General features: G+C 67.7%; 24 protein-coding genes and 1 tRNA gene. 14 read left to right on the top strand and 11 right to left on the bottom strand.

Translation table 11 applies throughout. The features are described 5' to 3' along the window. The first annotated feature begins 217 nt into the window (after positions 1 to 217). Positions 218 to 991 (top strand): hypothetical protein, encoded by a 774-nt coding sequence (locus tag ACFW0G_RS34555; protein WP_378329679.1) that lies wholly within the window; start codon positions 218 to 220, stop codon positions 989 to 991. On the opposite strand, the gene ACFW0G_RS34550 is transcribed toward ACFW0G_RS34555, so the two are convergent. Beyond that, positions 966 to 1913 carry a sigma-70 family RNA polymerase sigma factor gene (locus ACFW0G_RS34550; protein ID WP_378329678.1) on the bottom strand — a complete coding sequence of 316 codons (948 nt, stop codon included), beginning with the start codon at positions 1911 to 1913 and terminating at the stop codon, positions 966 to 968. The two genes, ACFW0G_RS34555 and ACFW0G_RS34550, sit on opposite strands and share 26 nt — an antisense overlap. A gap of 51 nt (positions 1914 to 1964) precedes the next feature. On the opposite strand from ACFW0G_RS34550, the gene dnaG reads away from it, so the two are divergent. Genes dnaG through ACFW0G_RS34535 form a run of 3 tightly spaced genes read left to right on the top strand, consistent with a single transcriptional unit; the run spans position 1965 to position 5227 of the window. Beyond that, positions 1965 to 3887 carry a DNA primase gene (gene dnaG, locus ACFW0G_RS34545; protein WP_378329677.1) on the top strand — a complete coding sequence of 641 codons (1923 nt, stop codon included), beginning with the start codon at positions 1965 to 1967 and terminating at the stop codon, positions 3885 to 3887. After that, the gene (locus ACFW0G_RS34540) at positions 3884 to 4405 is read left to right on the top strand and encodes a hypothetical protein (RefSeq protein WP_378329676.1); all 522 of its coding nucleotides are present in this window, start codon (positions 3884 to 3886) and stop codon (positions 4403 to 4405) included. Before dnaG ends, ACFW0G_RS34540 begins: the two co-directional genes overlap by 4 nt. A 60-nt stretch (positions 4406 to 4465) precedes the next feature. Next, positions 4466 to 5227, top strand: a complete 762-nt coding sequence (locus ACFW0G_RS34535; RefSeq protein WP_378329675.1) for a trans-aconitate 2-methyltransferase — start codon at positions 4466 to 4468, stop codon at positions 5225 to 5227. A gap of 4 nt (positions 5228 to 5231) precedes the next feature. Here the strand turns inward: ACFW0G_RS34535 and ACFW0G_RS34530 are convergent, their stop codons facing one another. Then, positions 5232 to 5408 carry a hypothetical protein gene (locus ACFW0G_RS34530; RefSeq protein ID WP_378329674.1) on the bottom strand — a complete coding sequence of 59 codons (177 nt, stop codon included), beginning with the start codon at positions 5406 to 5408 and terminating at the stop codon, positions 5232 to 5234. A gap of 172 nt (positions 5409 to 5580) precedes the next feature. On the opposite strand from ACFW0G_RS34530, the gene ACFW0G_RS34525 reads away from it, so the two are divergent. Continuing rightward, positions 5581 to 5653, top strand: a tRNA-Asn gene (locus tag ACFW0G_RS34525). A gap of 138 nt (positions 5654 to 5791) precedes the next feature. Beyond that, positions 5792 to 6097, top strand: coding sequence for a hypothetical protein (locus ACFW0G_RS34520; RefSeq protein WP_378329673.1), 306 nt, complete (start codon positions 5792 to 5794; stop codon positions 6095 to 6097). 85 nt (positions 6098 to 6182) lie between these two features. Here the strand turns inward: ACFW0G_RS34520 and ACFW0G_RS34515 are convergent, their stop codons facing one another. Beyond that, on the bottom strand, positions 6183 to 6752 hold the full coding sequence (locus ACFW0G_RS34515; RefSeq protein WP_378329672.1) for an NADPH-dependent FMN reductase: 570 nt from the start codon (positions 6750 to 6752) through the stop codon (positions 6183 to 6185). 91 nt (positions 6753 to 6843) lie between these two features. Between ACFW0G_RS34515 and ACFW0G_RS34510 the strand changes: the two genes are divergently transcribed. Next, complete coding sequence (locus ACFW0G_RS34510) at positions 6844 to 7308, top strand: MarR family winged helix-turn-helix transcriptional regulator (RefSeq protein ID WP_378329671.1); 465 nt, start codon at positions 6844 to 6846, stop codon at positions 7306 to 7308. A 34-nt stretch (positions 7309 to 7342) separates the two neighbouring features. On the opposite strand, the gene ACFW0G_RS34505 is transcribed toward ACFW0G_RS34510, so the two are convergent. After that, positions 7343 to 7939 (bottom strand): TetR/AcrR family transcriptional regulator, encoded by a 597-nt coding sequence (locus ACFW0G_RS34505; RefSeq protein ID WP_378329670.1) that lies wholly within the window; start codon positions 7937 to 7939, stop codon positions 7343 to 7345. A gap of 94 nt (positions 7940 to 8033) precedes the next feature. On the opposite strand from ACFW0G_RS34505, the gene ACFW0G_RS34500 reads away from it, so the two are divergent. Together ACFW0G_RS34500 and ACFW0G_RS34495 are read left to right on the top strand one after the other, a co-directional pair. Continuing rightward, positions 8034 to 9260: an amidohydrolase family protein gene (locus ACFW0G_RS34500; RefSeq protein ID WP_378329669.1), complete on the top strand. Its 1227-nt coding sequence runs from the start codon at positions 8034 to 8036 to the stop codon at positions 9258 to 9260. Continuing rightward, positions 9257 to 10117, top strand: a complete 861-nt coding sequence (locus ACFW0G_RS34495; protein ID WP_378329668.1) for an alpha/beta hydrolase — start codon at positions 9257 to 9259, stop codon at positions 10115 to 10117. Before ACFW0G_RS34500 ends, ACFW0G_RS34495 begins: the two co-directional genes overlap by 4 nt. Positions 10118 to 10174: 57 nt before the next feature. On the opposite strand, the gene ACFW0G_RS34490 is transcribed toward ACFW0G_RS34495, so the two are convergent. From ACFW0G_RS34490 to ACFW0G_RS34475, 4 genes are all read right to left on the bottom strand, one after another. Then, positions 10175 to 10522, bottom strand: coding sequence for a TetR/AcrR family transcriptional regulator (locus ACFW0G_RS34490; RefSeq protein ID WP_378329667.1), 348 nt, complete (start codon positions 10520 to 10522; stop codon positions 10175 to 10177). A gap of 9 nt (positions 10523 to 10531) precedes the next feature. Further along, entirely contained in the window at positions 10532 to 11260 is a 729-nt protein-coding gene (locus ACFW0G_RS34485; RefSeq protein ID WP_378329666.1) for a ceramidase domain-containing protein, read from the bottom strand. 388 nt (positions 11261 to 11648) lie between these two features. Then, complete coding sequence (locus ACFW0G_RS34480; RefSeq protein WP_378329665.1) at positions 11649 to 12194, bottom strand: GNAT family N-acetyltransferase; 546 nt, start codon at positions 12192 to 12194, stop codon at positions 11649 to 11651. A 451-nt stretch (positions 12195 to 12645) separates the two neighbouring features. Next, positions 12646 to 13185, bottom strand: a complete 540-nt coding sequence (locus tag ACFW0G_RS34475) for a DUF6790 family protein (protein ID WP_378329664.1) — start codon at positions 13183 to 13185, stop codon at positions 12646 to 12648. Between the two features lie 57 nt (positions 13186 to 13242). On the opposite strand from ACFW0G_RS34475, the gene ACFW0G_RS34470 reads away from it, so the two are divergent. The 3 genes from ACFW0G_RS34470 to ACFW0G_RS34460 all read left to right on the top strand — a co-directional run bounded on the left by ACFW0G_RS34470 (position 13243) and on the right by ACFW0G_RS34460 (position 17761). Next, a complete protein-coding gene (locus ACFW0G_RS34470; protein ID WP_378329663.1) occupies positions 13243 to 13662 on the top strand; it encodes a MarR family winged helix-turn-helix transcriptional regulator in 420 nt (139 codons plus the stop codon). 275 nt (positions 13663 to 13937) lie between these two features. Then, on the top strand, positions 13938 to 15329 hold the full coding sequence (locus ACFW0G_RS34465; protein WP_378329662.1) for a hypothetical protein: 1392 nt from the start codon (positions 13938 to 13940) through the stop codon (positions 15327 to 15329). A 344-nt stretch (positions 15330 to 15673) separates the two neighbouring features. Then, the gene (locus ACFW0G_RS34460) at positions 15674 to 17761 is read left to right on the top strand and encodes an AAA family ATPase (RefSeq protein WP_378329661.1); all 2088 of its coding nucleotides are present in this window, start codon (positions 15674 to 15676) and stop codon (positions 17759 to 17761) included. Positions 17762 to 17820: 59 nt separating this feature from the next. On the opposite strand, the gene ACFW0G_RS34455 is transcribed toward ACFW0G_RS34460, so the two are convergent. From ACFW0G_RS34455 to ACFW0G_RS34445, 3 genes are all read right to left on the bottom strand, one after another. Further along, the gene (locus tag ACFW0G_RS34455; protein WP_378329660.1) at positions 17821 to 18495 is read right to left on the bottom strand and encodes a response regulator transcription factor; all 675 of its coding nucleotides are present in this window, start codon (positions 18493 to 18495) and stop codon (positions 17821 to 17823) included. Between the two features lie 659 nt (positions 18496 to 19154). After that, the gene (locus ACFW0G_RS34450) at positions 19155 to 19691 is read right to left on the bottom strand and encodes a cold-shock protein (RefSeq protein WP_378329659.1); all 537 of its coding nucleotides are present in this window, start codon (positions 19689 to 19691) and stop codon (positions 19155 to 19157) included. Positions 19692 to 19856: 165 nt separating this feature from the next. Continuing rightward, positions 19857 to 20222 (bottom strand): hypothetical protein, encoded by a 366-nt coding sequence (locus ACFW0G_RS34445; protein ID WP_378329658.1) that lies wholly within the window; start codon positions 20220 to 20222, stop codon positions 19857 to 19859. 970 nt (positions 20223 to 21192) lie between these two features. On the opposite strand from ACFW0G_RS34445, the gene ACFW0G_RS34440 reads away from it, so the two are divergent. Together ACFW0G_RS34440 and ACFW0G_RS34435 are read left to right on the top strand one after the other, a co-directional pair. Then, a complete protein-coding gene (locus tag ACFW0G_RS34440) occupies positions 21193 to 21477 on the top strand; it encodes a WXG100 family type VII secretion target (RefSeq protein WP_378329657.1) in 285 nt (94 codons plus the stop codon). Positions 21478 to 21520: 43 nt separating this feature from the next. Continuing rightward, entirely contained in the window at positions 21521 to 21817 is a 297-nt protein-coding gene (locus ACFW0G_RS34435) for a WXG100 family type VII secretion target (RefSeq protein WP_378329656.1), read from the top strand. The last annotated feature ends 83 nt before the right edge of the window (positions 21818 to 21900 follow it).

Below are 21900 nucleotides of genomic sequence, written 5' to 3'. Positions count from 1 at the left end.
TACCGCCGGTACGCAACCCAGCAAACCCCTACGGCACAACCACAACCCACCCCGTCAAGCACCCAGACCAGCACCAACAGGATGAAAAAACCCCATTGGGGCGCTCGAGCCACGCACGGGTCCGACCCCGGTCCGACCCCGCGAGTCCGGCCCAGGGCGGACGCGCCGGGCAGGCCCGGAACGCCAGGATTCCCTTGTCACGAAAGGGGAATCCATCATGCACCTGCTCGCAGCCGAGCGGATCAAGCTGCTCAGCACCCGCTCACCGTGGGCGTGCGCGCTCCTCGCCCTCGCCGTCACCACGGGGTTCGCGATGCTCGTCGCGGGCGGCGCCAGCGAGTCGACGGACCTGCCGACGGTCGCCACGACGCAGTTCGGCTACCGGTTCGGTCTCGCCGTCGTGCTCACCCTGGCCGCGCTAGCGGTGACCACCGAGTACCGCACCGGCACGATCCACACGACGTTCCAAGCCGTGCCGACACGGACTCCGGCGCTGGTCGCGAAGGCCGCGGTCGTCGCGGGTTTCGCGTTCGTGCTGGGGGAACTGGCCGCCTTCGGCGCGTGGGCCGCGTGCCTGCTCGTCGCCCCGCCGGGCGCGGATCTGGTACTCGACAGCGCGGCGGACTGGACCATTCTCGCGGGCACCGGGCCGGTGTACGCGCTGGCGGCGGTCGCGGCGGTGGGCATCGGCCTGCTGGTCGAGCACAGCGCGGGAGCCGTCGGCGTGTGCATCATCTACGCGCTCATGGCCGAGGAACTGATCAGCGCGATCCCTGAGATCGGCGAGCCCATCCACCGGTGGCTGCCGCTCAACGCCGCGACCAAGTTCCTCAGCGGCGCCGGCGGCGCGAGCGGCGGACGCAGCGGCGGCAACGCGAACATCCTGTCCGACTCGCCGCTGCCGCAGCCGTTCGCGCTGGCCTACTTCGCCGCGTTCGCGCTCGCGGTGCTGGCGGCGGGCGTGCTCACTGCTCGACGACGGGACGCGTGATGCCGGTGAGCTTGTCCGGGTTGACGACGTCGTAGAAGGCGACGATCTTCCCGTCCCGGATGCTCACCGCCTGCACGTGCTCGTCCATCGGCAGGTAGCCCTCCGCGGCGGGGGCCGGCGGCATGTAGATGCCGAGGTCGCCGTTGACGAGCACCGCCGCGCCACGGCCGAACGCGCCCGGCGGGTACTTGCGCTGCAGCCCGGTGTAGAAGCGCACCAGCTTGTCCACGCCGACGATGATCTGGCGCGTGGTGCGGCCCTTGCCGTTGGAGTCGCCGATGAGCACGACGTCGGGATGCAGCACCTCGGCCACCGCGCGGACGTCGCCGGTCATCAGGGCGGTAACGAACTTCTCGAGGACCTTGGCCTGCTCTTCGAGGTCGACACGTGGCGGCGGATCGGCGTCGGCCAGCGCGCGCCTGCCACGGGAACCGTGCTGGCGCGCGGCTTCCGTGCTGCAGCCCAGGATTTCGGCGATCTCGCCGAAGGGCACGGAGAACGCGTCGTGCAGCACGAACGCGACGCGCTGCTCGGGAGTGAGCTTGTCGAGCACCACCATCGCGGCCATCCGGACGCCGTCGTCGCGGACGGCGGCGTCCAGCGGGTCCTCGCTCACCGGCTGTCCGAACGGGGTCACGATGGGTTCCGGCAGCCACTGCCCGACATAGCGTTCCCGCTGGACCGGCGCCGACCGCAGCCGGTCGAGGCAGATCCGGCCCACCACAGTGGTCAGCCAGCCCCGCAGGTCGCGGATCCCCGCCCGGGTGCTCTCGGCCAGCCCGCTCAGCCGCAGCCAGGACTCCTGGACGGCGTCCTCGGCGTCGGACCGGGCGCCCGTCAGCCGATAGGCGACCCCGATCAGGTGAGACCGGTGTTCGGCGAACTCGGCGGCGAGTCCGTCCAGGGCCGTGGGCGTGCTCATACGTCGAGTGTGCCGTACGGCGCCGGAACGGGGAGAACTAGAGTGGTTCCCGTGGCGGGACGTATTCGGGAGAGCGATATCGCGGAGGTGCGGGAGCGGAACCGGATCGACGAGGTCGTCGGTGAGTACGTGGCGCTGCGCCGTGCCGGTGGCGGCAGCCTGAAGGGGCTGTGCCCGTTCCACAACGAGAAGACCCCGTCGTTCAACGTGCGCCCCACGCATGGCACCTTCCACTGCTTCGGCTGTGGCGAGGGCGGCGACGTCATCAAGTTCATCCAGAAGATCGATCTGATCTCGTTCGTGGAGGCGGTCGAGCGGCTCGCCGACCGGGTCGGCATCCGGCTGAACTACGAGGGTGGCGGCGGCAGCGTCCAGCGGGACCGCGGCACCCGCTCGCGGCTGATCGAGGCGCACCGGCTGGCACAGGAGTTCTACGCCGAGCAGTTGCTGACCGACGAGGCCCGCGCCGCGCGGGACTTCCTGTCCGAGCGCGGGTTCGACCAGAACGCGGCGCGCACGTTCGGCTGCGGCTACGCGCCGGGCGGCTGGGACAAGCTGACGAAGTTCCTGCTGACGCGCGGGTTCGAGGTCAAGGAGCTGCTCGCGTCCGGGCTGTCGAAGGAGGGCCAGCGCGGCCCGATGGACCGGTTCCACCGGCGGCTGGTGTGGCCGATCCGCGACGTCGGCAACGACGTCGTCGGCTTCGGCGCGCGGCGGCTGTTCGACGACGACCGCATCGAGGCGAAGTACCTCAACACCTCGGAAACGCAGATCTACAAGAAGTCGCAGGTCATGTTCGGCCTCGACCTGGCGAAACGCGAGATCGCCAAGCGGCACCAGGTGGTCGTCGTCGAGGGCTACACCGATGTGATGGCGATGCACGCGGCGGGCGTGCCGACCGCCGTCGCCTCGTCCGGGACGGCGTTCGGCGAGGACCATATGAAGGTCCTGCGGCGGCTGATGATGGACGACGACGCCTTCCGCGGCGAAGTGATCTTCACCTTCGACGGTGACGAGGCGGGGCAGAAGGCCGCGCTCAAGGCGTTCGAGGGGGACCAGACCTTCGCCGGGCAGACCTACATCGCGGTCGCGCCGGACGGCATGGACCCGTGCGAGCTGCGCCTGGCCAAGGGCGACGCCGCGGTGAAGGACCTGGTCGCGCGGCGGACTCCGCTGTTCGAGTTCGCGATCAAGAGCATGCTCAAGCAGTTCGACCTGGACTCGGTCGACGGCCAGGTCGCCGCGCTGCAGAAGACCGTCCCGATGGTCGCCTCGATCAAGGACCGTGCGCGCAGGGACGGCTACGCCTCGAAACTCGCCTGGTGGGTGGGCTGGCAGGACGTCGCCCAGGTGGTGAACCGGGTTCGCGGCAGCGCGGGCGCGGCCGACAAACGGGGCGGCGTGGCGGCTCCCGCGCGACGTCAGTCCCAGCGGCAGCAACAAGAGGCCGCGGCGTCCGCCGCCGCGGAGGCACAGGACCTGCCGCGGCCCGCACCGGACGACCCCCGCTTCATCGGGCAGCGCGAGGCGCTCAAGGCCGCGCTGCAACAGCCCGCGATCGCCGGCCCGGAGTTCGACTCGCTGCCCGAGGAGGCGTTCACCCACCCGGTGTACGTCGCGCTGCACCTGGCGCTGCTCAAGGCGGGCGGCGCGGCGTCGGGCCTGACCGGACCGGCACTGCTGGACGCTGCCGCGCCGCACTGTCCACAGGGGACGGTCCGGCGGGTGCTCAGCGAGCTGTCGGTGGAACCCTTGCGCGCCAAGGGCGAGGTCGACTCCCGCTACATCTCCGGGGTGCTGGCCGGCGTCCAGGAGAACCTCGTCGGCAGGCAGATCGGCGAGATCAAGTCGAAGCTGCAACGGCTGTCCCCGGTCGAGGCGCCGGACGACTATCGCGCGTTGTTCGGCGACCTCGTCGCGCTGGAGCAGTACCGGAAGGCACTGCGGGAGCAGGCGAGCGGCGGCTGGGAATGAGCCTGCTGCGCCGGTTGCTCGGCGACCGGACCCCGGACGGTTTCCCCGGCGAGCTGGCCGAGGGCGAGAACGTCGTCGACAGCGCCCGCGTCGAGGGCGGCGGGCATCTCGTGGTCACCGCGCTCGGCCTCTGGATCCCGGACGGCGACGGCGCGCGACGCGTCGGCTGGCACCTGGTCGGCAAGGCGGCGTGGGCCGAGGGCGTGTTCACGCTGACCGAGTCCGACGAGGCCGGCACGGCCGGGGGAGCGGTGCTGCTCGCCGACCGCGCGCCGGTGTCCTTCCGGCTTCCGGCACCGGGCAAGGTGCCGCACCACGTGCGGTTGCGCGTCGACGGCTCGGTCCGTTCGCGGCACCGGCAGGAGCTGGCCGGTGGTGGCGCGTGGTTCGTGCAGCGCAAGATCCCCGGCCGCGACGGCGTCGTGCTGCAGGCCCGGCCGGACCCGGGCACGGACATCGAGCTGGTCGCCGCCATCGCCGAAGAGGTCGCCGCGAAGCTGGTCAACCCCCGCGATTAGCAGTACGCTCGTACTGGTTGCAGCAGTACGAGCGTACTGTTTGCTGTGCGGAGGTGAACCATGTGGGATCCCGCCAAGTACCTCGACTATGCCGACCTGCGGGCCAGGCCGTTCTACGACCTCGTCGGCCGGATCGGTGCCACCAAGCCCCGACGTGTCGTCGATCTCGGCTGCGGGCCGGGAAATCTGACCGTCGGCCTGGCGAAGCGCTGGCCCGAGGCGATCTTGGAAGCGAGCGACAACTCACCCGAAATGGTGACCGCGGCCCGGGAGCGTGGCCTCGACGCGCAGGTGCTCGACGTGCGGGACTGGGTGCCCGCGCCGGACACCGACGTCGTCGTGTCGAACGCCGTCCTGCAATGGGTCCCCGGCCACGAGGAGCTGTTGCGCCGCTGGGTCCGGCAGCTGCCGGAGGGGGCGTGGCTCGCCGTCCAGGTCCCCGGCAACTTCGACGCGCCCTCGCATGCGCTGACCCGCGAACTCGCCGCGTCGCCCGCCTGGGCCGACGTGCTCGGCAAAGGCTTCCTGCGCGACGAAGACGCCGTCGGCACCCCGCGTGCCTACGCCGACCTGCTCGCCGACGCCGGATGCGGCGTCGACGCCTGGGAGACCACGTACATGCAGCCACTGTCCGGCCCGAACGCCGTGCTGGAGTGGATCACCGGCACCGCGCTGCGGCCGGTCCGCGCCCGGCTGGGCGACGCGGACTGGCAGCGATTCCGCGCAGACCTGATCCCGCTGCTGGACGAGGCCTATCCGACGCGCCAGGACGGGACGACCTGGTTCGAGTTCCGGCGGGTGTTCTTCGTGGCGAGGGTCTGAGCGCTCACCGGCCCCGGCCGAACTTCTCGGACAGCTTGGCGCGGGCGACCCCGGCGGCACCCTGGACCATCGGATGATCGACGATCCGGCGGTAGGCCTGCACGAACTGGTCGTACCGCGCCCTGCCTGCCTTCGCGCCCAGCACGTAGCCAAGGCCCGCACCCAGCAGGAACTTCTTCATCCGCCCCACGCCTCCTGTCGATCTCGCCCCGACGGCCATTGTCCAGGAAAACCGGCCGCGGCGGGCGGGACGGTTAACAGGGGGGTGCCGTGCGGGGGCTCGGCGGCATGAGCTAAAGTTCTTCTCGTCGGACGGAGAGAACAACTCCGGCGACACGAGAAGTGAATAACGATCCCCTGTAGCTCAACTGGCAGAGCATTCGGCTGTTAACCGGAGGGTTCTTGGTTCGAGTCCAAGCGGGGGAGCGCAAGCCCAGGTCAGTGACCTGGGCTTATTCGCGTCCGGCCGCTCGACCGGCCGCCACCAGTCGATCCGGCGTGCTTGACGACTCGGGGATTGCCTGAAGCAGATGACCGAATGGGCCACGGCCTATGCTGCGCGACGTGGACATCACGCTGCTTTGGATAGTCGTCGCTCTGCTGATTCTGGGCATCCTCGCAGGCGCGAGCCGGAGTCCGGGCACCAGGTCCTTGGAGTACCGGCTGGCCCGGGTGGAACGCAAGCTCGATCTCGTGCTCGACCACCTCGGCATCACCGAGCCGGCCGGCGAGCTCACCGTGGAAGTGGCGGCGTTGCTGGCCCAGGGCAAGAAGATCGCGGCGGTCAAACACTACCGCGAGGCCACCGGCACCACTCTGCGCGACGCCAAGGACGCGGTGGACCGGATCGGCGGCGGCCCGACCCGGTGACCGGCCCCGCCCCCGATCAACGGCGGCTTCTGAATACCTGTTCGCAGGCGCGGTACCAACGGTCAGGTCTCGCTGCCGGACGCGGTCATTGGCCGTCGGCGAGCGCTTCGGTCATTTCTTCGTCGATCTTGCGCAGCAGGGCACGGTTCGGGCGCAGCGTGCCGTCGAGGTCGCGCAGCTGCCAGTTCTCGTCCACGTCCTGGTCGGTGATGACGGCTTCGACGTGCGTGTCGAGCACGCGCATGTGCAGTCCGTGCAGGACGCTGATGAACTGTTCGGCGGCTTTGCCGCCGCCGCGGGTGCCGTAGGTGAGCAGGCTCGCGGGCCGGTCGTGCCATTCCCGGTAGAGATAGTCCAGCGCGTTCTTGAGTACCCCCGGATAGCCCCAGTTGTATTGCGGGAACACGAACAGGAATCCGTGATAGCTCTGGACGAGCTTGCTCCAGGCCCGGGTGTGCTCGTGTTCGTACTGCTGCAACGCGGCCTTGACGGGCTCGTCCAGGAACGGCAACGCGATTTCGGCGAGATCGATCAGGTCGTAGCAGAGGTCGCTGTCCTCTTGCAGACTGTCGCGTGCCCAGGCGGCGATACCGCCGCAGATGCGGGTGGGCCGGGTGCTGCCGATGACGACAGCGACGCGTTTCTTGTCGGTCATGGCGCGCCCCTCTTGGTTGGTTCCACGTACTGTTGGTGTCACGAACCAAAATAGTTGGTGTCACGAACTCGGTCAAGCTAACCTGGGCACTGTGACCACTTCCTCAGCCAAAGGCTCCCGGACGTCGGACCTGGACCTGGTCGACGGACTCATGCAGCTGTCGTTCATCGTGCAGGCGATCCTGGGGCGCCTCGCCGGCGAACAAGGACTGTCGGTCACCCAGCTGCGGATGCTCGCCGTGCTCGACGACCGCGAGATCGGCATGCGACAGCTGTCCGGCATCCTGGAACTGGAGAAGTCCAGCGTCACCGGCCTGGTCGACCGCGCCGAGCGGCGTGGACTGGTGCGACGGATCGCGGTTCCCGGCAACCGGCGCGCCGTCCACGTCACCGTCACCGAGGCCGGCCGGGCCGTCGTGCGCCTGGTGCGCGAGGCGGTCCGGGCCGAGCTCGGCCAGCTGGCGGGCACGCTGAGCGACAGCAGGCAGGATTCCTTTCGCCGCTCGATCGAAGCGCTGATCCGGCACTACGTCACCCAGCACGCCATTCCGTTGTGAGCCCGCGCCGGGAGATTTCCCCGGCACCGCAGGGTCAAGGACCCGGATGCGTTCGTGGCCCGGAGGGGTCCTTGCTCATGCGCAGGATCAAGGCGACCGCGTCCTCCGAGTGGGCGCCTGGAGTCAGAACTTCCTGCAGGAGCAGGCCGCGAATCGCGGCAACGGTGACGGTGGCCAGGGTCAGTGCTTCCTCGGCGTCGAGCCCTTCGCGTTCCGCGAGCGAGGCCAGCATCTTGGTCAGGTCGCCGAGCGAGTCGATGAACTCGCGAAATTCCTCCGGGCTGTACGCGGCCAGTCCTACGACGTGGAAGAAGCCGCGAATGCGGGACAGCTGTTCCGGGCGGGTGTAGGCCCGCCAGATCGCCACGACGAAGTCGTCGAAGGTGCCCTGCCGGGCGACCTCGAAAAGCGCCTCGTTGTCACGGGATCGCAGTGCTTCGAGCATGGCTGCCAAGACGCCCGGGAGCGACCCGAAGTGGTATCGCAGGAGGGCGTGGCTGGTCCCGGCCCGGGCGGCGACCTCGCGGAGCGACACCTCCGGCGAGGGAAGGGCATCGTCGAAGGCGTCGAGAAGCCGGGTCAGGAGACGCTCGCGTGCGTCGCCGGTGCGTTCCGTGCTTGACAGGATCACTCCCACAGTTTATCCATTGGAAAAGAGAGGTCGAGGGCGTTGTGCTGCGTCACACATGGTCGCAGCAGGCTCGCGACGGCGGAGGGAACGACTCGTGGGACGACTTCGGATAACCGGCGCGACGGTCGTCGACGGGTCGGGTCGCGACCCCGTCGACACCGACGTCACCGTCGAAGACGGGCGTATCGCCCAGCTCGGTGCCTCCAGCGCATCCGGCGAGCGCCTCGACGCCGCGGGACTGACGATGACGCCCGGCCTGATCGACGCACACGTCCACTTAGGACTGTCGAGCCCGATCCAGCCGCAGTTCTCGTTCCGGCTCAGTGCCGCCGAGATCGCGGCGGACATCTTCGCCACGGCCGGCACGACGCTCGACGCCGGGTTCACGACCGTCCGGGACACCGGCGGGATCGACGGCGGCGTCGTCACCACGATCGCCAAGGGCAAGGTCAGGGGACCGCGCGTCCTGTCGTGTGGACCTGTCCAGTGCCAGACTGGTGGGCACGGCTACTACGGAGCTGACTGGGAACCCACCGAGCTGTGGAGCAGCCATCACGTTCCGGGTCTGTGTGCCCTGTCCATGATGTCGGGCAACGCGGACGAGCTGCGAGGCAACGTGCGCGAGGCCTTCCGTCGCGGAGCCTCCTTCCTGAAGCTCTGTGTGACCGGCGGAGTGGTCGGGGCGCACGACCGGCTGACCGACACCCAGTTCACCGTCGAGGAGATTGCCGTCGCCGTCCAGGAAGCCGCGGCACGGGGCACCTACGTGACTGTTCACGCCCACAACAACGACGGCATCCGGAACGCGGTCGAGGCCGGGGCGCGCTGTGTCGAGCACGGCACCGACCTCGACGAGTCCACGGCCACTCTGATGGCCGCTCGCGAGGTTGCCCTTGTGCCCACGTTCGCCGTCGTCGAGCAACTGCTGCGGGACACCGCTGGAACCGGCCTCGACGAGTCGGTCCGCGAGCGTGTGATGGGTGTTCGTGAGCGGATGACCGAGGCGCTCGCTGTCGCCAAGGAAGCCGGAGTACGGATCGGGTTGGGGTCCGATCTCATCGGTCCGGTGCAGGACCGTCGAGGCGACGAGCTCAGGATCCGCGCGGAACTCGAGACGCCGATGGACGCCCTCGTGGCGGCCACCAAGACCAACGCCGAGATCCTCGGCCTGGCCGATCAGGTGGGGGTCATCGCTCCCGGCATGCAGGCAGACCTCGTGTTGTGGAACGGAAACCCGCTCGAAGACCCGGAATTGTTCGCCGACCCCGCCAATGCCGTCCTCGTTCTCCAGGCCGGCCGAGTTGTGAAGGACCTCCGATGAGCACCATGTGGCAGGGTTGCCTCGCCGGCACCGACTACTTCGAGACGCGTTCCAGCGGTGGGCACGACTACGGCGTCTGGGTCACCACCCCACCGGGCTACGACCCCGCCACGACGCGAGCGCCTGTCGTGTATGTGCTCGACGGCAACTGGGCCGTGGGCATGACGGCTCCGCTCATCGTCACCCAGCTCGACCCCATGCAGCGGATCCAGCCGTATATCCAAGTCAGCGTCGGCTACGCGGGCGAGGAAGCACAGCACTGGGATCGGCTGCGCAACAGGGACCTCGTGCCACCCGGCGAGCCCATCGCCCAGGAACTCGTCGATGCCGTGGAGATGGGAGTTCGAGCGGGCGCGAGGACACGCGAGGAAGCCGACGCCTACCTCGCCGAATTACGTGACACCCACGCCGACGCGTTCCTGAGCTTCCTCACCGCGGAACTGCACCCGCGGATCGAACGTGACTACGGCACAGCCACGAGCGGTCACGGCCTTTTCGGCTACTCCTACGGCGGACTTTTCAGCCTCTACACCTGGCTCACCGGCAGCACGCTCTTCGAAAGCATCGGAGCGGGCAGCCCCGGCGTCACCGGTGAAGACAGCCGGATCTTCGCCCAGCTCCGAGAAATGGGGGACAGCCGGCCTGCCGCCGAGCTGCACGTGACCCTCAACGAGCAAGAGCTACTCGGAGACCTGGCCATCTACCAGAACCTCACGAAGAACGCGGCCACCGTCCTGCACCGCCTCACCTCCCGCGGCGCGGCCGTCACCAGCGCGATCCTGCGTGAAACGCATGTGACCGGCTTGCAGGCCTCCTTCCTCAGCTACCTCAGGACCTGCCGTGCCAGGCGCCGGTAAGGCCACGTCCGCAAGGTGGCCCTACCGGCCCGGGAGTCCTCTGTGGACACTGCTGGTTCAGGCGCGTGGGATCCGAGGCAGCAGCAGCCGCGGTCGCTGCTTTTCGGTGCCCTCCCGGGTCTTCACCTGTCCGGCGACCGCGCGCGCCCAGCCGAGCAGGTCACGGCGGAGGTCACCGCTGTCCGGGAAGGGCGCCTCCTCGTTGAGCTGCGTGACCGCGACGTCGAGGACCAGCGACTCGATCCGGCCCCAGCGCCGGTAGATCGTCACCTCGTGCACACCCGACCGCTCGGACACTTCCCGCACCGACGGCTGGTCCTGTCCCTCGGCGAACAACTCGCGCACGGCGTTGTGCACCGCCGCGCGGGTACGGGCCGTACGACCTCCAGGACGAGTTTCTGCCATGCGGCCAGGCTATCCGGCGGGATGAGCGACGGCATCGGAGCTGCCGGTCGCGGCAGGGGTACCCGGCTCGCCGGAGCGGCGTGTCCGCTGCCAGTGGGCGACCAGTGCGCGAGACAGCACCAGCAGCACGGCACCGTTGAGCAGGTGCCAGAGGAAGTGGGTGCCGAGCGGGAATCGGGCGCAGGCCGCGAAATCCAGGGTGCGGAACAGCAGCGCGCCGGCGAACAGGACCGTCGCCAAGGCGAACGCGCGCCAGTGCGCGGCCCGTTCCCGTTCCCTGGACAGGGCGAGTGCCACAGTGCAACCCGCGAGGGTCGCCAGTACCGGAAGATAGGGCAGCGAACCGTTGATGCTGCGGTTGCCGAACACCAGCACGGTCGCGGCGCAGACGCCGGCGAACACCAGCACTCCCAGCCACGCGCGAGACCAGGCCCAGCGCCAGAACCAGTGCAGGTACGCGGCCAGGTAGCAACAGACGAACACCCCGATCGGCACCACGTCCAGCAACTGCGACCACGCGGTGGCCACGGTGTGGAAGACGAAACTGCCCACCCCGATCACCGCCATCAACACCACGAGCACCGTGAGGCTGGCCGGAACCCGGGTTTTGCGCTGCATCCGCCAGACGATCACCGCCGCGAGGAGGAACACCGCGTTGCTCAGCGCGTTGACCGGTTCGGCCCAGAACGCCGGCGAAACCCGCTCGCAATAGTCGTGTAGGTGGTTCTGCCAGTTCACTCCCGCTGCTTTCTTTTCAGTGAATAGCCGAAAATTCCGACTGTCGCGGCCTTCCGGGGGCGGAGAATTACCTGCGAGATTTTACGCGGAACATAACAGGACTTTTCGCCGCGGCTTCGCAGTCGTGCCCTTCGGGCCACGAATCGTATCCGCGGTCCCAGGACGATCGTGTGATGTCCTCCTGGAGGAGGACCCGGGTCGTTTCGGGGCACGGCCGGACGCGGCCCGTGTTCTGACGTCTTCGCGGCCGTCCGGCGGCACCGTGGGAGTCACGCGGCGACTCGACCGCGCCCTCAGTCAGGACAGTCACCTTCGCCGACAGTGGTGCGCGCGTCGGCTCGGAAAACCGGTCCGCCGACGGGGCCGCCGTACCTGTTCTTGGCCTGGCTTATGCCGGCTGCGCCTGCGGCTCATCGGCCGCAGGTGGACCGATCGGCAGTTGAAAGAAGACCCAGAACTCGTGGAGGTCCTGCGGGATTTCCGTCCCCGGGTAGGGCGGCCTCTCGACGAAACCACGTGAGCGGTACAAACGCTGGGCCTCCACCATGAACCGGGCAGTGTCAAGCCTGACAGCCGACGCCCCCATCCGCTGCGCCTCCTCCAGCAGGCCATCGAGCAGGAGCGAGCCGACGCGCAGGCCACGGCACTCAGGCACCACGTACATCCGCTTCACCTCCACGACACCGAGCTCCAGGGACCGCAGGCCCGCCACCCCCACCAATCCGCGGTCCGAGTCCTCCGCCACCAGCAGCACATTGGACGAACCGCCGTACTCTCCCAGCGAATCCCGCAAGCCGGAAATATCCGTGGGTGCACCACGAAAACCAAACGCTTCCAGGAACTGCCGATGAGCCCTCGTCATGTAGTCCACCAACAGTGCGGTGACGTCCTCGGCCTCGTCAGCGAGATCGGCAGGTCGGATAGTGATAGACATGTTTCCAGTACCTCCTGGGTGTTCCTACCCGCTCGACGGGTAGCCGAACTTGTTATCAGCGGTTCGCCACCCTTGCTCGCCTGTCGTTGAGAGTACAGACGCTGTTCATAGAGCCGACCGGCGTAGGTGACCACGACATTTTTCCTACCCGGAAAAACCCGGGGTTTGTCCACCTTGGCCACCATGCCGGGCGTCGATGCGGCACGGGCGGTCGTGTACGGGAGCGGCAGGACCGAGCTGATGGAAGGCGGACCTGCGGCAACCGCGCCGACACACACGGACAGACGTGAGTTTTCTTCACTCGCCGATTGACGCACTGTCGAGCCGCACGCGCCCGTCCTCGCCGACCACAATGGACGGATGTCTGCGTCGCGAACGGAGCGTTCGCGACGAGGCAGCGCCGGAAAACCCCCGCTGTGCGGCGGGGGTGGTTGATTCCGGTTCGGGTGGGTCAGCGCGGGACAGGCTGGTTTTCCGGGAGTCCGGCGGGGGCGGCCTGGGCCTGCAGCTTCTGGGCGCGCCGGGCGAGGAAGATCATCACGGCGGGGAAGAGGACGTCGCAGATCAGGACGCCGCCGGTGTTGCCCGGCGCGTGGTCGCCGTTGGCGAAGAACTGGTAGAGGTGGCCGATCGTGGCGCCCCAGAGGAACATGCCGGCGCCCAGGCCGATCGTCACGCGTTCGCGCAGCGATGCCTTGACGGCGCGGAAGCCCATGACCGCGAGTCCGAGGTTGGCGAAGGCGATCTCGAAAACGAACGGAGTACGGGCGAAGCCGATCGTCTCGGCCATGTATTCCGGGATGGTCAGGAAGCTCAGGGTCATCCACAGGCTGCCGAAGCCGAGTGCGGCGACCGCCCACCACCGCTGCCAGATCTCCAGTCGTTCGAGGCGGGTGTGCGCGCGGCGGGAGCGCACGAGCGCTCCGATGCAGGCGATCACCGGCGTGATCAGCGGGAAGCAGGTCTGGAAGGTGTAGCTCGTCGTGGTCATGCCCTGAGTCTTGCACGGTTAATATTAACTTGTCAACACTCGCGATATGGTGGGCCGATGGACGACGGACTCTCGGATCTGTTGCACCGCGTGGTCTCCCTGCTGGGGGAGCACGCGCGCCGGAACGCCGGTCGGGAAGGGGTGCTCAGCTACGCCCGGCTGCGGCTGCTCGGCGCACTGGAAGACATCGAGCCGGCCACCCAGCATCGGCTGGCGCGGTCCATGGGGGTCTCCGACCCCGCGATCAGCCGGGCATTGCGCCCGCTGGAGGAGGACGGACTGATCCGGATCACCACCGATCCGCACCACGGCCGCCGCCGGCTCGTCGAACTGACCCCCGCCGGTCGCAAGGCCTACCGCGCCGCCGGAAAACCCCTCGCCGAACTATTCCGCCGCGGCCTGCGAAAACGGGGATTCCCCTGCGACCGCTATCTGATCGACACCCTGCGGCTGGCGGAGATCCTCGAATCCTCCTGACCGGAAAGGACGACACCGGCACCGGCCTGTCGTGAACACTCCGTCCGGGAGACCGGTGTCCTTTGTGTCCTTCCAGTGGTTACCGTCGGCATCTCCAAGCGGGTGCGCGCGAAATCCGTGAAAATCTTTCGTATAGCCTGGCCGGTACTTCACCGGATAGCTTCGTATCGGGTGTGACTCTTCCGTAAGTGGTTCGGATACGTTCCCAAGCCGAAAGTCCTCGATCCCCGCTCGGCGAGTTCCGGGGCCGCCGGGCGGGCCGCATGCTGGTGGATGTGGATACCGTATTTTCCGCTCTCACCGCGGGCGCGCCGATCGTGGCGATCACCGGCCCGCCGGGGATCGGCCGGACGACCGCGCTGTACAAAGCCGGCGAGCGGCTGTTCGAGAGAGGGACGGCGGTCACGGCGATTCGTTTCACCCGCGACGGCGATGCCATACCGGTACGGTCACCCGGCTCCGACTCGAGTTCCGTGCCGCTCGCCCCGGTCGTGGGTGCACACGGGAATCCGGAGATCGCCCGGCAGGCAGCCTCGGCGGTGGCCGCCGATTTACTGCGAGATGGCCGCGACGCTACGTTGCTGATCGACGACGTGCAGTGGAGCGACCGTGACTCGCGCGCCGTCCTCGGCGCACTGGTGCGCGAGCCGGCCGGAAATTCGGTCACCTGCGTGTGCGCGGTCCGCACGCCGATTCCGGTCGAGCAGCTGGCCTGGTGGCGGAGCCTGCGGGACGACAACCTGGTTTCCTCCGTCCGGCTTCGGCCGATGGCGGAAGGCGAAATCGTGGCCGAAATCGCGGCGGCCACGTCGGCCGAGCCGGACGACGAATTGATCGGCAGGGTCGGGGAGCTTTCCCGGGGTATTCCGGCCGCGGTACGCGACTCGATCGAGATGCTGCTGCACAACGGCACCATCCGCGTGCTCGACGGCAAGGCGCATTGTGTGCCGCCCGCGTTCCCGGTGCCGTCGTCAGGGGACGACGGAGTGCTTCGGCGGCTCCGCGTTCTGCCTCCCTTGGCCCGTACCGCGGCGACCGCGGCCTGCGTGTTCGCGCCGCTCGGGGATGCGGTGCCGCGCTTGGTCGCCGGGGTACTCGAGACGAGTGAAGCCGAGGCCGTGGCGTTGCTGGACACCTTGCGGCGAGAGGGAATTCTGCATCGCGGCCGGAATGGACACTCGTGGCGGGTGCTCGTGCCGGTCGTCGCTTCGTCGCTCACCGACGCCATGGCTCCCTTCGAACGCCGGCAACTCGCGGCCACGGCCATCACCGCGGTGTGGACGGGCGAAGCACGGTGCGACGACCTGGACTACCTGTGCGATCTGGTCGTCGACGCCGGAGGGCTGATCGACCGAGCCCTCGCCTTCCCCGCGCTGATGGAGCGGGTGAGCGAGGCCGGTGCGCGGTCGCCGTCGCGGGCGTTGCGGTGGCTCGACGCGGCCGTCGACCTCGCGCGGAACCCAGCCCAGCGGGTGGCGGCCATGCTCGAGCGCATCGAGATCCGCCACATCCGCGGCGATCACGAATGTAGCCATCGCGATGCCCAGCAGTTGTTGACCAGCTTCGCCGGCCGGCTCGCGCCGGAGGTGGTGCAGCGGCTGCAAGCGCTGACGCATTGTGCGCCGGACACTGCCGGGCACGACGAAAAACCGCGCATGATCAGCTGATCGCGGCTTGAACGCGAGAGGCCGGTCTCGTTCGATTTGACTGCGCCGGGGTGCGTGCTACCTTGACCGAGGGGTGGGTTACCCGTTTAACCTGCGGCGATGACGGAGCACCGGTGGTTGACTCGTTGTGTTCGATGATCTGCGACCTCCCGGGGCAAGCGCTCAGAACGCGTCATGACCACCGTGTGACGGGGCGGGTTCCCGGCCGCGCTGCCCGGGTTGCCCGCAGCGGGCCCTCGCGCGGAATTGTCCATATTACGGTATTAGGATGCGGCGACGGTTGGCTGCCATCGGCGTCTCACTCAGTGCCCGCCTGAGCTTGCGCGGGTATGGAGGACCAGCGCGTGAGCGAAGTGGTGCGGCAGCTGCCGGTACGCCGAGGGCGGCGTTCGTTGGCTGACCGTGTGCGGCCGTTCTTCCGTACGGGCTTTATCGGCCGGGACGAGTATCGGCAGGTTTTCGGCTCGGCCCTTCGTGGTGGCCCGGACGCTCCGCAGGTGTTGTTCGTCCACGGTCCTGGCGGGATCGGGAAGTCGGCGTTGTTGCGGCAGCTGGCCGATGACGCCGACGAGCGGGGTCGCACGGTGGTGTGGGTGGACGGGGAATATGTGCTCACCTCCACCAGCGCGCTGACGGAAGCTGTCGCGCCGGTGCACACGACCGAGCGGCCGGTGCTGGTCATCGACGGATTCGAGCATTGCCAGGCATTGGAAGCCTGGTTGCGTGAGCAGCTCCTGCCGACGGTGCCCGAGGACACCGTCGTCGTCATCGCCGGACGGCGTCGCCCCGAGCCACAGTGGACGCTCGACCTCGGCTGGCGTCATCTCGTCCGGACGATCCCCCTGGCCCCCTTGACCCAGGACGAGGTCAGCGATCTGCTCACCCAGCGCGGTGTTCCCGGCGAACTGCACGCCACGGTGAACGGCTTCGCCGCGGGGCATCCGCTCACCCTGTGCCTGGCGGCCGAAGAGACCACCGTCAAGCCCGGTGCGGTCCGCGACGCCGAGTGGGAACCCAGCCCGCAGGTCATCGAGACCTTGTTGGCCCGCATGATCGACCGGGTGCCCTCGGCCGCGCATGAGTACGGCCTGCGTGTGTGCGGCCACGTGCGCCATGTCACCGTCGGGCTGCTCCGCACCGGACTGAACGAACACGACGCGCACACCGTGTTCGACTGGCTGGCCGGATTACCGTACGTCGAAACAGGACGCCACGGACTGGTCTGCCACGAACTGGTCCGCGAGGTGCTCGACTCCTCCTTCAAATGGCGCGACCCCGTCGCCTACGGCGAGTTGAATCTGCGTTTGTGGCGGTATTTGCTCAACGACCGGTCGCCCGCTTCGGACGACGAAATCGATGTGGCGGCGGGGGACCTGCTCTACCTCAGCCGGTACCTCTCCCCGGCGGGCGCGGAGATCCTCGCTTTTCGGGAACGTGAGGCGCTGTTCGAGAGCGCGTACCTGCCGGAGATGCGAGAGGATTTGCTGCGGCTGGCGCGCGAGTACTGGGGCGAGGAGCACACGCGTCTGGTGGCCTACTGGCTCGACAGACAACCGGAAGGCTTCTCCGTCTACCACCGCGCCGAGGACATGACGATGGTGTCCTTCTACGCCTGGCTGCGCCTGTCCCCGGGGACGGACGAGCTGAGTGGTGACCCCGTGCTCGCGCCGGTGCGGGAGTATCTCGATCAAGCCGGTCAGGTGAAACCTGGTGAACATGTCGGGGTGGCTCGCTTCGGTGTTCCGGCGCTGTCCGCCGAAAACTACGTGGCCGAGGTGACCGTCCATACCGGATACCAGTCCATCAAGTCGTTGCATCGCAAGGACGGGCTCGTCGCGAGCTTCCTGCTCGTGCCGAACGCCACTGCTGCCGTGTCCCAGCTCGAACCGTACGACCTTGGGCTGTACCGGGCGATCCCCGAACTCGGGGACGGGAGCTGGGGGCTGTTCATTCGCGACTGGCGCGAGATCCCCCTGGGGCAGCATCTCGAACGAACCGAGGAGAAGCTGCGGGGCGGCGTCATGCTGGGCGACGCCGTTCGCGAAACCCGTGCGGCACCGGCGATGTCCCAAGAGGAGTTCTTCGCCGCGGTCAAGCAGGCCCTGCGCGACTGGCATGACGACGAGGCGCTCGCGGTGAACCAGCTCATCCGGGTCTACGGTGACCTCGGTGCCTTGCGTGCGGCCGTTGTCACCACTGTGGACGCCTTGCGCCAGGACCCACGTCGTCTCAGGCAGCAGCGCGCGGTCCAGGCCACCTACCTCGACCGTGACACCAATCAGAGAGCCGCGGCGGCCCGGCTCGGCGTTCCGTTCAGCAGCTACCGCCGCCACCTCCAGTCGGGCGAGCGCGAGATCTGTGACGCTCTTTGGCAGCACCATCATCGGAACGACGAGGCGTCCTCGCCGGGCACACACACCGAACAGCGCTGACCGGTCGGCGACGTTCGCGGACGGCCAGTTCGCCCTGGCGCCCGCGACCGTTCCGGATGTCAGATAATTCCATGGCGAATCGCGTGCGCCACCGCGTGTGAGCGGCTGCGCAGGCCGTAACGATCCATCAGTTCTTTGATCGTTTTTTTGATCAGGCTGCCGGAGTAGGCGAGTTCGGCGGCGATCTCGTCGGTGTCGTACCCGTTCGCCAGTAAGCGGATGACCTCGTGTTCACGGACCGAAAGTCCGCTCAGGGTGAGACCCCTAGGTTTCAGTACCTTGTTCACCACCCGGTCGAACTCGGCGAGCAGGCCGGCCTGGAGCCGAAGTGGCAGGCACACCATTCCCTGACTGACTCCGACAATCGTCCGCGCCAGCACGTCGGCTTTGATCCTGTTTCGCGGCAGCATTGCGGCCATGCCGCATTCGATCGCCGGAACCAGCATGTTGTCCGGGAAGTTGTCGGTGACGATCACGCAGCGCGGGGGCGCTTCGTGCGGCGAGGCCGCGCGAACTTCTCGTGGTAGGGCGAGAGTGTCGGCGCACACCGATTCCTCGACCACCACGATCACGTCGGCGGCCGGGAACTCGGCCGCGTCGGTGAGTACTTTCAACCGGCGTTCCGCCGCCAGCATGCTCGTCATACCGATCTTGCTCATCGCGTCCGGCGCGTGTACCGCGACCGCCACAAGTGCGCCCACCGCGGTTTCAGATGCCCAAATCCCATTGTTCATTGTGCGGTTCCCTTGACCTATCCCACCCGATTGGCGACCGGCGGGAGGGAAACGTCATTCGCCGATGAGGACGTTTCCGGTGCCGGTTGTCCGATGGACCGGCGCGGTACCGGAGATGGCTTCCGGGCTTCCGTCGATCCGTAGGGACGATCATCATCGGCTAACCGGGCGCACGCCAGCCTCAGGCCGTGCTCACTGGTGCTCACATCTGCCCGGGCACGGCGGAACCGAAGTGGCACCGGGTGCGCCGGTGGGCGACGGTGATCGGCGTGGCCGCCCACGGGAAGGGAACCGAAACCGCAGTACACGGGGCTGGGACTTACCCGCTGCCCGAGTGTGGCATGGTCGCTCGCCCCGCGGGAACTCGCTCGCGGCACCTCGGGTCATCGAGGTGCGCGGAGAGTACTTTCGGGCAATCGTGATTGACCTTTCCTTGGCCGGACGCTCACCGCGGCGAGCCGGCACGCCGGCGCCGACCGGTCCGGGATGGACACGTCCGGCCGAGTTCCGCCGCGTCCGCGCGAGCGCCGGCGATGGGATATCCGCGCCTTGCCGCTCCGCGTCGCATGGCACCGTTCCGGGGCAGAACGGTGAAAGCTCCTTTGAGGACGGTGGACGTCTTCAACGGAGCTTTCGGGACGCCGCACTTGCGGCGGTGTTCAGTTTTCGATCCAGCCGTGTTTGCGAGCGAGTGTCACCACGCACTGCCTTACCGTGACAAGGTGCGTGCCGGTCAGGTCCGGTACAGCCTCGACCAGTGCTTCGAGCAGCTCCGTCTTCAGCTCACCCACGGACAACACGTCGCACAGGTCGTCCTCGTCCTCCGACGCCCCGGGTGCCGGCTCGTTCGCCGGAAGCGGTTGGGCAGACGGCGCGGGCTGGATTTCCGGGAGCTTTTCGAGCAGCCGTACCCGTGATGCCTTGAGGCCTCGTTCACCTTCTTCGGGAATGAACTCGACCTGTACGCCGGTGCTGATCAGCTGCTTGTCGAAGTACAGGTCGTTCACATGGACGAAGAGGTCCTCGCCGCCGGTGTCGGGTGATACGAACCCGTAGCCGCGAATGTCGTCAAACTTGATCACCCTGCCTGTTGCCGTCTTCATCCCATGTCCTCGATGCTCGACTTTCCGTGGTGTCACTCTGATCGCCGTGACCCTGCGGCTTCGCGCGGACGATACTCGGCGATCCACGGCCACGGTAGGTTCATTCCCTTTGGGACAGGTGTCCTGTCCGAACGCTCCGGTGTTCATTTCACAGGTCCGGAATAAGGAAAGATCGATCGCAGAACTGGGCCGAGTGCGCTGGAAGCTCCGAGGGGACCCTCGGGGCTTCCAGCGCACGTTTGTCGCGCAGCGGTGGTGCTACTGCTTGACGTAGGTGAAAGAGGTGAAGGTGTTCTGGGTCGTGACGACCGTCGACGGCGCGTTGTTCGTGTAGTCGCGATAGGTGCTGAACTCTTCGGAGTTGTTCGCGCGCCGGACATTCAGGTAGAAGGCCTCGCTGGGACCGATATCGCCGTTCCAGCACTGGCCGTAGGAAAGCACGTAGGAGGAAAAGCCGCCGCGGTCGGGGAAGGTGGCGTACACGGAGTAGTCGGTGCCGACGTTGCACAGCCTGAACGTCCCGCTGGCGGTCGTCGCGGCCTGCGCGGTTCCCGGTACCACCCCGACGGCGATGGCGCCGAGCGCGGCAGCGCCAAGGAAGATCTTTCTTGTCGTGGAAGGCATTATGTGCGGTTTCCTTTCGGCTGTAAAAGAAAGTTGTCCGACGGACATCGCGCTCACATTCGCACCGTATGCGGCGGCCGTGCAACGCATTCACCGTGACGTTGCCCATTGAGAGCCGGCTGCTACCCGCATGGGCATCGACCGGGATGGCTCGGCGAGCGCGCCGGAGGGCGTGACCAAGGGACAAGGTTGTCTGCTAGCGTGTCCGTCCGATCAACCAGAACATCGGTCGGGGACGAGCCGCGTGGACGAGTGGAGGCCTTCCAGTCCCCGCGGCGTATCCACAAGGGACCGACAGCCGGCGTATGGCCGGTTCACCTTCGTGGTGGTTCGCCGGTAGGCGCCGAACGGTACGGTGCCGAGGATTCACCAGCCGGAATCCCGGGCAGGCCGCAGCACCCGAGTGCCGGCTCCCCGTCACGAGTACGTGGTCGGTGACCTCGGCGCGGCCGGACGAACGAACACCCACTGTGTCTTCTTGGGCAGAGGTGGTGCGCTGGAGTATGCGCCGGTGTGCTCTCCGAGGCATCCTCGGGAGGAGTCGGAAAGGTGTGGACGGTCATCGATCGCCGTTACCTGAGACAACCGGTTCGGCTCCCTGAGATCGGCGCTCGCCGCTAGCCGTACGTGCGCGCGGTTTCATCCCGGAATCGTGTCGGCCGGCACCCGCGGGGGTGCGGAAGGTCGTGGCAGGAGGTGGAGATGCGGACTCTGAGCCGCGGTGGCGGTCACCATGGCTGGGCACACCCGGTTGATCGCGGGCGGGGCGAGCGGTGCCAGGGGAGAGAACATGACCGGCGTTTGTGACCTTGGCGAACGGAAACGGCTGCCGCGTAACAAAATGTCGCGGTTGGAAGAAGGGCCCGCAGCTGCGGGATTCTCGATCGGCGCGTAACCGCGGGCCGGAGAAGAAAGCAGAGGAGCACAGCAAGTGGCATCAATTCCACAGATTCAGACAGTACAGCCGGGGATGCAGCATGCCGCGCAGGTCTTCGGTGACAAGGCAAGCGAGTTCACCCAGGAACTGCAGCGGGTCAACTCCCTGATGGCGAGCCTGCAGGCCAGCTGGCGTGGCCAGGCGTCCACCCAGTTCAACCAGGCGATGGACAACTGGGAGCGGTCGTTCCAGGTGATCATCAACAAGCTGATCAGCATGATGGACGTCATGGGCGTGAACACCAAGCAGTTCGTGGCCGCCGAGGACGAGGCGGTCAGCGCCGCTCAGTCCTTCGGCACGGCCCTGCCGGGCGTCTGAAAACCCCCCTGCGATATCGACTGACTCGAAAGGAACCGCAGCAGTGTCCGACTTCAGTTTTGACTTCAACGTCGGGGATATGACCCTCGAAGAGATGAAGAGTGCCAACGCTCGCGTGAAGCAGGCGCTGACGGACATGGAGGCCGACGTCGAGAAGACGCTGGCCGACTGGACCGGTTCGGCGCAGACCGCCTACTGGGACGCCAAGGCGGTCTGGAACCAGCAGGCCGCGCAGATGCCGGTCTATCTCGCCAGCGCCGGGCAGACGCTGGCGAACATCGCGCAGAACTATGGCGTCTCCGACTCCCAGTCCGCCAAGCTCTGGGCGGACAGCCACTGATCGCCATCGGATCCGGGCGGCGAGCCGTCGCCCGGATCCGATGCACGCGGTCGTGGGTTCCGCAGTGGTGACCGAAACGCTGA

This window comes from Amycolatopsis sp. NPDC058986, assembly GCF_042741125.1.
Lineage (GTDB): Bacteria > Actinomycetota > Actinomycetes > Mycobacteriales > Pseudonocardiaceae > Amycolatopsis.
The sequence above is the reverse complement of the archived record's forward strand: the minus strand, read 5'-3'. Positions and strand labels throughout refer to the sequence as shown.

What these genes read in the sequence shown, in the direction of transcription:
- ACFW0G_RS34490 (WP_378329667.1), bottom strand. Translation starts at nt 10,522, where the DNA reads ATGGCAGAAACTCGTCCTGGAGGTCGTACGGCCCGTACCCGCGCGGCG.
- ACFW0G_RS34440 (WP_378329657.1), top strand. Translation starts at nt 21,193, where the DNA reads ATGCAGCATGCCGCGCAGGTCTTCGGTGACAAGGCAAGCGAGTTCACC.
- ACFW0G_RS34555 (WP_378329679.1), top strand. Translation starts at nt 218, where the DNA reads ATGCACCTGCTCGCAGCCGAGCGGATCAAGCTGCTCAGCACCCGCTCA.
- ACFW0G_RS34530 (WP_378329674.1), bottom strand. Translation starts at nt 5,408, where the DNA reads ATGAAGAAGTTCCTGCTGGGTGCGGGCCTTGGCTACGTGCTGGGCGCG.
- ACFW0G_RS34475 (WP_378329664.1), bottom strand. Translation starts at nt 13,185, where the DNA reads ATGACCACGACGAGCTACACCTTCCAGACCTGCTTCCCGCTGATCACG.
- ACFW0G_RS34550 (WP_378329678.1), bottom strand. Translation starts at nt 1,913, where the DNA reads ATGAGCACGCCCACGGCCCTGGACGGACTCGCCGCCGAGTTCGCCGAA.
- ACFW0G_RS34495 (WP_378329668.1), top strand. Translation starts at nt 9,257, where the DNA reads ATGAGCACCATGTGGCAGGGTTGCCTCGCCGGCACCGACTACTTCGAG.
- ACFW0G_RS34445 (WP_378329658.1), bottom strand. Translation starts at nt 20,222, where the DNA reads ATGCCTTCCACGACAAGAAAGATCTTCCTTGGCGCTGCCGCGCTCGGC.
- ACFW0G_RS34535 (WP_378329675.1), top strand. Translation starts at nt 4,466, where the DNA reads ATGTGGGATCCCGCCAAGTACCTCGACTATGCCGACCTGCGGGCCAGG.
- ACFW0G_RS34540 (WP_378329676.1), top strand. Translation starts at nt 3,884, where the DNA reads ATGAGCCTGCTGCGCCGGTTGCTCGGCGACCGGACCCCGGACGGTTTC.
- ACFW0G_RS34515 (WP_378329672.1), bottom strand. Translation starts at nt 6,752, where the DNA reads ATGACCGACAAGAAACGCGTCGCTGTCGTCATCGGCAGCACCCGGCCC.
- ACFW0G_RS34455 (WP_378329660.1), bottom strand. Translation starts at nt 18,495, where the DNA reads ATGAACAATGGGATTTGGGCATCTGAAACCGCGGTGGGCGCACTTGTG.
- ACFW0G_RS34480 (WP_378329665.1), bottom strand. Translation starts at nt 12,194, where the DNA reads ATGTCTATCACTATCCGACCTGCCGATCTCGCTGACGAGGCCGAGGAC.
- ACFW0G_RS34470 (WP_378329663.1), top strand. Translation starts at nt 13,243, where the DNA reads ATGGACGACGGACTCTCGGATCTGTTGCACCGCGTGGTCTCCCTGCTG.